This window comes from Pseudomonas brassicae, from assembly GCF_010671725.1.
GTDB classification, from domain to species: Bacteria; Pseudomonadota; Gammaproteobacteria; order Pseudomonadales; family Pseudomonadaceae; genus Aquipseudomonas; species Aquipseudomonas brassicae.
Genome location: NZ_JAAHBU010000214.1, coordinates 1 through 8,297 on the forward strand (window position 1 = coordinate 1; position 8,297 = coordinate 8,297).

Below are 8,297 nucleotides of genomic sequence, written 5' to 3' on the forward strand. Positions count from 1 at the left end.
GTTGGTGGCGCTGCCACCAATGGCCAGGATGATCTGGCGGGCGCCGGCATCCAGCGCCGCGCCAATCAGTTGGCCAGTGCCATAGGTGCTGCTGCGGCATGCATCGCGCTGTTCCAGCGCCAGCAGTTGCAGGCCGCTGGCCTGCGCCATCTCGATGATCGCGGTGCGGCTGTCGGCCAGCCAGCCCCAGCTGGCCTGCACCGCAGTGCCAAGGGGGCCGGACACCTGCAGCGTACGTTGCTCGCCAGCGCAGGCGGCCACCAGCGCCTGCATGGTGCCTTCGCCGCCATCGGCCATCGGGCAGCACACCAGTTGCGCCTGCGGCAACACCTCGGCCAGGCCCTGGGCGATGGCGCTGGCGACACCTTCAGCGCTCAGGCTGTCCTTGAACGAGTCGGGGGCGATGACGATTTTCATGGGTGTACTCCTGATCCAGTTGGGCTGCATGCTGCCAGTTACGGGGGTTGCAGGCGTCGGTCGGATGCACAAGGTGGCGCCAGGTTATTTGTTCAGTTGGACAATCAGCTATGCGCAGGCAGCAACTGCAACGCCAGGTACAGGCTCAACATCCCCTCCAGCCGCAAGGGGTCCACCCCGCTCACTTCGCCAATGCGCTCCAGCCGGTAGCGCAGGCTGTTGCGGTGAATGCCCAGCGCCTCGGCGCACGCCTGGCTCTGCCCGTCATGCGCGCACCAGGCACGCAGGGTGACCAGCAACTGCCCGCTGGCGTCCTTGGCCCGAAGCCGTTGCAACGGTTGCAGCAACTCGTCCAGTGCATCGTCATGGCGGTGGCGCCACAGCAATGCCGGCAGCCGATAGCGTGCCAGGGTCAGCAGACGCTCACGGGGCAGTACTTCGCGGCCATAGGCCAGCAGGTCACGCACCCGGCGATAGCCCCGGCGCAGGTTCTCCAGCCCGTCAGCCGGCCCTGCCACTGCCAGGCGCTGTACCTGCCAGCCCTGGGCCTGGACCTTGTCGAGCAGGCGCTGTTCGTCCAGCGCGATAGCGGCCGGGCGGCACCACAGCAACGACTGGCGCGCCGGGCTCACGCACCAGCTATCGGGGTAACGCGCGGTCAGCCACGCGGCCAGCGGCTCGGCGGCCGGGCCCTCTTGCAGCTCGAACAGGCAAGGGATGCGCACCAGTTGCGGCTTGAGCCCCAGTTGCCTGGCCTCGTCCACCAGCCGCGGTGAATCGCCGGTGCCGCCCAGCAGCAACGCCAGCAGGTCGTCGCAGCGCTGCTTGCGCCATTGCTGCTCGACCTGCTGGTGCCGCTGGGCCAGTAGCATCTCGGCGGTCATGCGTACCAGCTCGGCATAGGTGCGCAGTTGCTGCGGATCACCGGTGATACCGAGCACGCCGATCAGGCGTTCATCAAGCATCAGTGGCAGGTTTACCCCAGGCTGCACCCCCTTCAGGCATTTGGCCGTTTCATCGTCGATCTCGACGATGCGCTGGTTGGCCAGCACCAGTTGCGCGCCCTCATGCCGCGTGTTGATACGCGTTGCTTCGCCGCTGCCCAGGATCAGGCCCTGGCTGTCCATGACATTGACGTTGTACGGCAAGATGGCCATCGCCCGGTCGACGATATCCTGTGCCAGCTCATGATGAGCTCGAACATGGGGGGGATCCTTGTGGTCGCATGGATTGGTCCGGGGCACAGCGGCGCGGCGCAAATGCTGTGCAAAAGCACAAAGACAGCGCCCGCCGGCTCAACGAGACTCGTCACAGCAGCTGCCTCGATGCAGACCTGCGGCGATAAACATAACAACAGAGAGAGAATCATGTCATACAGCCCTGCCCCTGACCAAGGCCACGACGTCGACCGCAACGCGCTGTACCGGCGCATCACCTGGCGGCTGATCCCGTTCATCTTCGTCTGCTACCTGTTCAACTACCTGGACCGCGTCAACGTCGGCTTCGCCAAGTTGCAGATGCTCGATGCGCTGAAGTTCAGCGAAACCATCTATGGCCTTGGCGCCGGCATCTTCTTCATCGGTTATGTGCTGTGCGGCCTGCCCAGCAACCTGGCGCTCAACCGCTTCGGCCCGCGGCGCTGGATCGCGCTGATGATGATCACCTGGGGCACGCTGTCGACCTGCCTGCTGTTCGTCACCACGCCCATGGAGTTCTACGTACTGCGCCTGTTGACCGGTGCGGCCGAAGCCGGCTTCTTCCCGGGCATCGTGCTGTACCTCTCGCAGTGGTTCCCGGCGCATCGACGCGGGCGCATCATGGCCTTGTTCATGTCGGCGATTCCGGTGTCGGGCCTGCTCGGTGGGCCGTTCTCGGGGTGGATCCTCAATCACTTCGCCGCCGGCCAGGGCGGCCTGGCCGGCTGGCAGTGGATGTTCCTGATCCAGGGCCTGCCGACCGTGGTGCTGGGCTGCCTGGCGGTGTTCCTGCTCAGTGACGGCTTTGCCAAGGCCCGCTGGCTCAGCCCGGCGCAACGCCAGGCGGTGGATGCCGACCTGCGCGCCGATGCCGATGCCAAGCCGAAAACTGCCAGCGACAGCCTGCTGTCGGTGTTCGCCAACCCGCTGATCTGGACCTTCGGTTTCATCTACTTCTGCATCCAGAGCGGCGTGTATGCGATCAACTTCTGGTTGCCCTCGATCATCAAGAGCATGGGCTTCGACGATGCCCTGCTGATTGGCTGGCTGAGTGCAATTCCCTACCTGCTGGCGGGCGTGTTCATGCTGCTGGTGGGCCGTTCGGCAGACCTGTGCAACGAGCGCCGCTGGCATCTGGTGGTGCCAATGCTGATGGGCGCGGCAGGCCTGCTGATCGCGGTCAATTTTGCCCACAACCCGGTGATCGCGATCCTGGGCTTGAGCATTGCGACCATGGGCGCCCTCACCGGCCTGCCGATGTTCTGGCCGATGCCGACCACCCTGCTGACGGCCGGCACGGCGGTGGCAGGCCTGGCGATCATCAACTCGGTGGGCCAGATGGCAGGCTTCCTTAGTCCTTATCTGGTGGGCTGGATCAAGGACCAGACCGGCTCGACCGATGCGGCGCTGTATTCGCTGGCAGGCTTGATCGTGGTGGGCAGCCTGGTGGCGTTGCGGGTGTCGCGCAGCAAAACCGGCGCAGTGACAGCCCAGGCCAACTGAGGACCGCGTCGCCGCCTGCGCTGGCGAGCCAGCTCCCACAGTGTTCTTCGGTGTTTACAAGACCCTGTGGGAGCTGGCTTGCCAGCGAAGCTTTCAACCCTGTACAACGGACCGAATCCCTTCACGCAAAAGGATTCTCCAGCATGATCTACCGTCCCCTGGGCCGCAGTGGCCTGCAGGTCTCCGCCCTCACCCTGGGCAGCATGATGTTCGGCGAGCAGACCCGCACCGAAGACGCGCTGCGGATCATCGACAAGGCCTGGGACCAGGGCATCAACTTCATCGATACCGCCGACGTGTACAACGCCGGGCGCTCCGAAGAGATCGTCGGTGAAGCCATCGCCCGCCACCGCCACGAGTGGATCGTGCCTCCAAGGTCGGCTTTGGCCCCACCGACGGCCTGCCCAACCGCAGCGGCCTGAGTCGCAAGCACATCTTCAATGCTATCGAGGCCAGCCTCACCCGGCTGGACACCGACTACCTCGACATCTACTACCTGCACCGCGAAGACCACGCCACCCCGCTGGAGGTCAGCGTGGCCGCCATCGGCGACCTGCTGCGCCAAGGCAAGATCCGCCACTGGGGCGTGTCGAACTTTCGCGGCTGGCGCATCGCCGAGGTGTGCAACCTGGCCGAACGCCTGGGCATCCCCAAGCCGGTGATCAGCCAGCCGCTGTACAACATCGTCAACCGCCAGGCCGAGCCCGAGCAGTTCAGCGCCGCGGCCTACCACGGCCTGGGCGTGGTGCCCTACAGCCCGCTGGCGCGCGGCGTGCTCAGCGGCAAGTACGCCCCCGATGCCACCCCGGCGCCCGACAGCCGTGCCGGGCGCAGGACAAACGCATCCTGGAGACCGAGTGGCGCCACGAGTCGCTGGCCATCGCACAGAAGCTGCACGCCTACACCCAGGCCAAGGGCGTGGGCATGGTCGAGTTCGCCATCGCCTGGGTGCTCAACAACCAGCATGTCAGCTCGGCCATCGTCGGCCCGCGCACCGAAGCGCAATGGGACACCTACGGTGGCGCGCTGCAGGTAAAGATCAACGCCGAGGACGAAGCCTTCGTCGACACGCTGGTCACCCCCGGGCATGCCTCCACCCATGGCTACAACGACACCGCGCACTTCGTCAGTGGCCGACTGGCGCGCTGCGTTCACAACCGATCAGGTGACTGATCGCGGCCTTGAGTTTCATCGGCCGCACCGGTTTGTGCAGTAGGCTGTGCCCCAGATCGCGCACCTGCTGCTTGAGCTCGACACTGTAGTTGGCAGTAATCATCAACGCCGGGAGTGGCAACTGGCGCCTGGCGTTGATTGCCGCCACCGCTTCCAGGCCGTTGCGGTCGTTGTCCAGGTGGTAATCGACGATCAACAGGTCGCCACCGCACTGTCCAGCGCCACCTGGCGTTCAAGGTCGGTTTCGCTCAGCGCACTGATCACCTCGCAGCCCCACTGCTCGAGCAGGCTGCGCATGCCCGCGCAAATCGCCGCATCGTTGTCCAGCACCCAGATGCGTGCGCCATCGAGTCGCTCGGTCAAGGGCTCGGCCTGCAACACCCTTGCTTCGCGGCGCGGCGCACGCTTGCTGCGCGGCATCTCGATGGCAAACACCGAGCCCTTGCCAGGGGTCGAGCGCAGGTGCACACGGTGGCCGAGAATGCCGGCGATCTTGTCCACGATGGCCAACCCCAGGCCCAGCCCGCGGTCCTGGTCGGGGCGTTGCAGGTCACCACGTTTGAACTCCTGGAACACTTCGCGGCACTTGTCTGGCGCGATGCCGATACCGGTGTCCCAGACTTCGATGAAGACCCGCTGGCCGCGCCGCCGGCAGCCCAGCAGCACGCGCCCATGGGGGGTATAGCGGATAGCGTTGCTGAGCAGGTTGCGCAAGATCCTGGCCAGCAACTGGATGTCACTGCGAACCCGCAGGCCGCTGGGCACGTAGCGCAGGCACAGGCCTTCGCTGGCGGCGGCATGGGCAAATTCGGCCGCCAGGTTGTCGAGCAGGTCGCTGACGGCAAAGGTGCCGACATCGGCCTTGATCACCCCGGCATCCAGCTTGCTGATATCGACCAGGGTGCCCAGCAGGCTTTCCACGTCATCCAGCGAATTGCTCACATTGCGCACCAGCGCCGGGCTGGTGCCGTTCTGCTCCTGCAGGGCGCTGGTAAACAGGCGTGCGGCATTGAGCGGCTGCAGCAGGTCATGGCTGACCGCCGCGAGGAACTTGGTCTTGGACAGATTGGCCTGTTCGGCCTCCTGCTTGGCGTCGCGCAGGCGCGCTTCGGCACGACGCCGCTCCTCGATTTCGCGCAGCAGCTGGCCGTTGAGCTGAGTCAGTTCGGCGGTGCGCTCGCGTACTCGCAACTCCAGGTTCTGATAGGCCTGGTGCAGGGCTTCGGCAGTACGACGGCGCTCGGTGATATCGCGGATCAGCACGAAAATCCCCACCACCTCGCCGCTGGCCAGCTGGTTGGGCACGTAGGAGCGCAACATGTAGCGCTCCTGGCCATGGGCATTGGTTTCGGCAAACTCGAACGTCACGCTCTCCCCGGCCAGTGCACGCTCCACGTAGCTTTCCAGGCGCTGGTAGTGCTCGGCGCTGTGCACCTCGCGCAGGCTCTGACCGAGCATCACGCCGCGTGGCCAGCAGTACCACTGCTCGTACACCTTGTTGGTGAATTCATACACCAGGTCGGCATTGAGGTAGGCGATCAGCGCGGGTACATGGTCGGTGATCAGGCGGATCCAGCGCTCGCTTTCGCTCAGTGCTTCGGCGTGCTGGTAGCGCTCGGTGATATCGGTAAAGGTGTTGACGAAGCCGCCGGCGGGCAACGCATGCGTGCGCACTTCAAGCATGCGCCCGTCGAACAGGCGTTGCTCCAGTTCGACGATACTACGCCCGTTGCTGTCGCGGCTGGTGGGTGTGAGCAGCGCCAGTTCGCTGTCGGCGATCACCTCGGCGAAGTCGCGGTGCGCGGCAATCGGGGCCAGGCCGCTGAGTTCCAGGAAGCGCCGGTTCCAAAGCTCCAGCACGCCGTCGGCGTTGACCATCGCCACGCCCTGGGACAGGTTATCGACCGCACGCTGCAGCAGGTGCGACTTCTGCGCGACAGCCTGTTCGCGGCGCTGGGTTTCGCTGAGTTTGATCTGGGTGATGTCGGTGAACAGCATCACGCAACCGCCACCCTGGGTCGGGCGCTCGCTGACCTGCAACCAGCGCCCGCCTTGCAGGCGATACACCAGGTGCTCGGCACTGGGGCCCCGTTGTTCCTCGCTGAACAGGCCGGTGCTCTGCATCAGGCGCTTGACCTCGGCCAGGCGCATGCCGCTGATGATGCGAATGCGGCTGTTGGCCCAGAACGCCTTGAAGCGCTGGTTGAACAGCACGATGCGCTGTTGCGGGTCGAACAGCACGAAGGCATCGGAGATGCTTTCGATGGCGTCGACCAGATGCTGGTGTGCGGTTTCGGCACGCTGGCGGGCGTCGATGAGCAGATGGTTGCTGGCCTTGAGCTCGGCCATGGCCTGGTTGAGGGCATCGGTGCGTTCGCGCACCTGCTCGGCCAGCACCACCGAATGCTGGAACGCCGCATAGGAATCGTCCGGGCGTGCCGCCCCTGATTCCTGGCGTTCGATCAGTGCGGCGTTGATACGCTGCAGCTTGCGGTTCTCGTGTTGCAGCCGCGCGATCAGCGCGGCCTGGTCACAGGCCACGGCGGGCTCGCGGTTGTCCGATGGCGACGCCGGTGAAGGTCTGATTGATGTGCATGCCATTGAACTGTTCTCCGTAGGAGTTGAACCCCACCACTGGCTGTTGCTGCAGAAAGGCGCCGACGGCGTCGAGTTCGGCGCTGCCTTCAAGCTCCAGGCGGCGCAGGAAACAGTCGCAGCCGATGGTCATCAGCAAGGGCCCGAGGCGCTCGCGCAGGCCGTCGAACAGCGTGCTGAGGTTGGGCAGCAAGGGGCCGGGGCGCATCGCCGTGAGCACGATGCCGTTTTCCACGGCGCAGTAGAAACTCAGGCTGCCGTCGTCGTGCACCTGCTGGATGGCGCGTACGTAATAGCGTTCGTTGATTCGCACCGCCAGTGGGTGAGCGGCGAAGGTGCGGTGGTTCAGTTCGCTGGCTGGCACGCCGATCAGTGCCGCGTACTCCTGCGCGGCAGGTTCGGCATTGAGCTCGTAGACCCGGCGCAGCGTGCGGTCGGCGCGGGTGACCACGAGCTTTTCTTCGCGAGGCTGGATGTGGTGGGTGGTGAACACCTCGAAGTCCAGCCAGGTATTGACCAGCAACACCACGGCGGCGCTGCTGTGAAAGGTGCCGTCGAAGTAGACGTGGGTGTGGTGCAGGTAATTGTCGTCGCCGGCCGAGCCGCCGAAGTGCGGGATATCGCCCAGCGCGGCGCTGAGCGCGGCGAGCACGGTTTCTTCGCGGCTGGACAGCCCGTCCAGCAGGGTCAAGGCAAAGCTATGGCCCTTGATCGGCGCCAGGGTGTTGCTGCGGCAGGTGCCCACCAGGCGTTCGACCATCTGCTGTGCGTCGATCAGGCTGAAATGCTGCATCGGTGCGATCAGTTCGGCGGCGATCGAGAACTGCCGGTGGTCGAAGCCCAGTGCGGTGATGCAGCCGCGGCCATAGCCGTCGGGGGTGATTTCGCCGGCGCTGGTGCAGCCGGCCAGGCGAATTCCGCCCAGGCTGTGTTGCAAAGCCTGGGCCAGGGCGGGCAAGTCGTATTCGGCGGAACAGAAGAACAGCACGAAGCCCAGGTGTGGGTGCAGCAGTTGGCGGGCGAGGTCTTGCGCGGCCTCTTCGGCGCCGCTGGCGCGCGACACGGCGCTGATGATGCCCTCGGCGGGGGGATGGTGCATGACGGCCTCCGGCGGGGGCTGAAACGGATGGGCTCAGTGTACGAACGGCCTGGAGGGGGTCGAATGCTACTTGGGTAGTGGGTGGGGGTGGCATTGGTTGTAGGTGGAGTGCTTGATTGGCTTCGCCGCTCGATTTCAACAGCGCTGTTGATGTATTGGCTGGCACCTGGTAGCCCCCCTGCGATCTGCGGACGAACCCCCAAGGCTTACCACGCCGATCCATCAGGCCATGGCACGTTGCAACAAATGTGGGAGCTTGCTTGCCAGCGAAGCGCCGCGCGGGACGGCGCTCGATCTTGAGAGCGCTGGTGAAT

The 8,297-nt window shown here is 65.2% G+C and carries 3 protein-coding genes and 3 pseudogenes; 2 read left to right on the forward strand and 4 right to left on the reverse strand.

What is annotated here, in order from left to right:
* Together G3436_RS15520 and G3436_RS15525 are read right to left on the reverse strand one after the other, a co-directional pair.
* On the reverse strand, positions 1–417 hold a 417-nt coding region (locus G3436_RS15520; RefSeq protein WP_163946518.1), incomplete at its 3' end, for a glycerate kinase.
* 104 nt (positions 418–521) lie between these two features.
* Positions 522–1,621 (reverse strand): annotated as a pseudogene (locus G3436_RS15525) (sugar diacid recognition domain-containing protein).
* Positions 1,622–1,784: 163 nt separating this feature from the next.
* Here G3436_RS15525 and G3436_RS15530 point away from each other — a divergent pair.
* Together G3436_RS15530 and G3436_RS15535 are read left to right on the forward strand one after the other, a co-directional pair.
* Positions 1,785–3,116, forward strand: coding sequence for an MFS transporter (locus G3436_RS15530; protein WP_163946523.1), 1,332 nt, complete (start codon positions 1,785–1,787; stop codon positions 3,114–3,116).
* Between the two features lie 143 nt (positions 3,117–3,259).
* Positions 3,260–4,289: pseudogene (locus G3436_RS15535) on the forward strand (aldo/keto reductase).
* On the opposite strand, the pseudogene nahK reads toward G3436_RS15535, so the two are convergent.
* A pseudogene (gene nahK, locus G3436_RS15540) lies at positions 4,243–6,890 on the reverse strand (hybrid sensor histidine kinase/response regulator NahK/ErcS'). The pseudogenes G3436_RS15535 and nahK sit on opposite strands and share 47 nt — an antisense overlap.
* Positions 6,820–7,983 (reverse strand): nitric oxide-sensing protein NosP, encoded by a 1,164-nt coding sequence (gene nosP / locus G3436_RS15545; protein ID WP_163946526.1) that lies wholly within the window; start codon positions 7,981–7,983, stop codon positions 6,820–6,822. The pseudogene nahK and the gene nosP overlap by 71 nt, the downstream one beginning before the upstream one ends.
* Between the last annotated feature and the right edge of the window lie 314 nt (positions 7,984–8,297).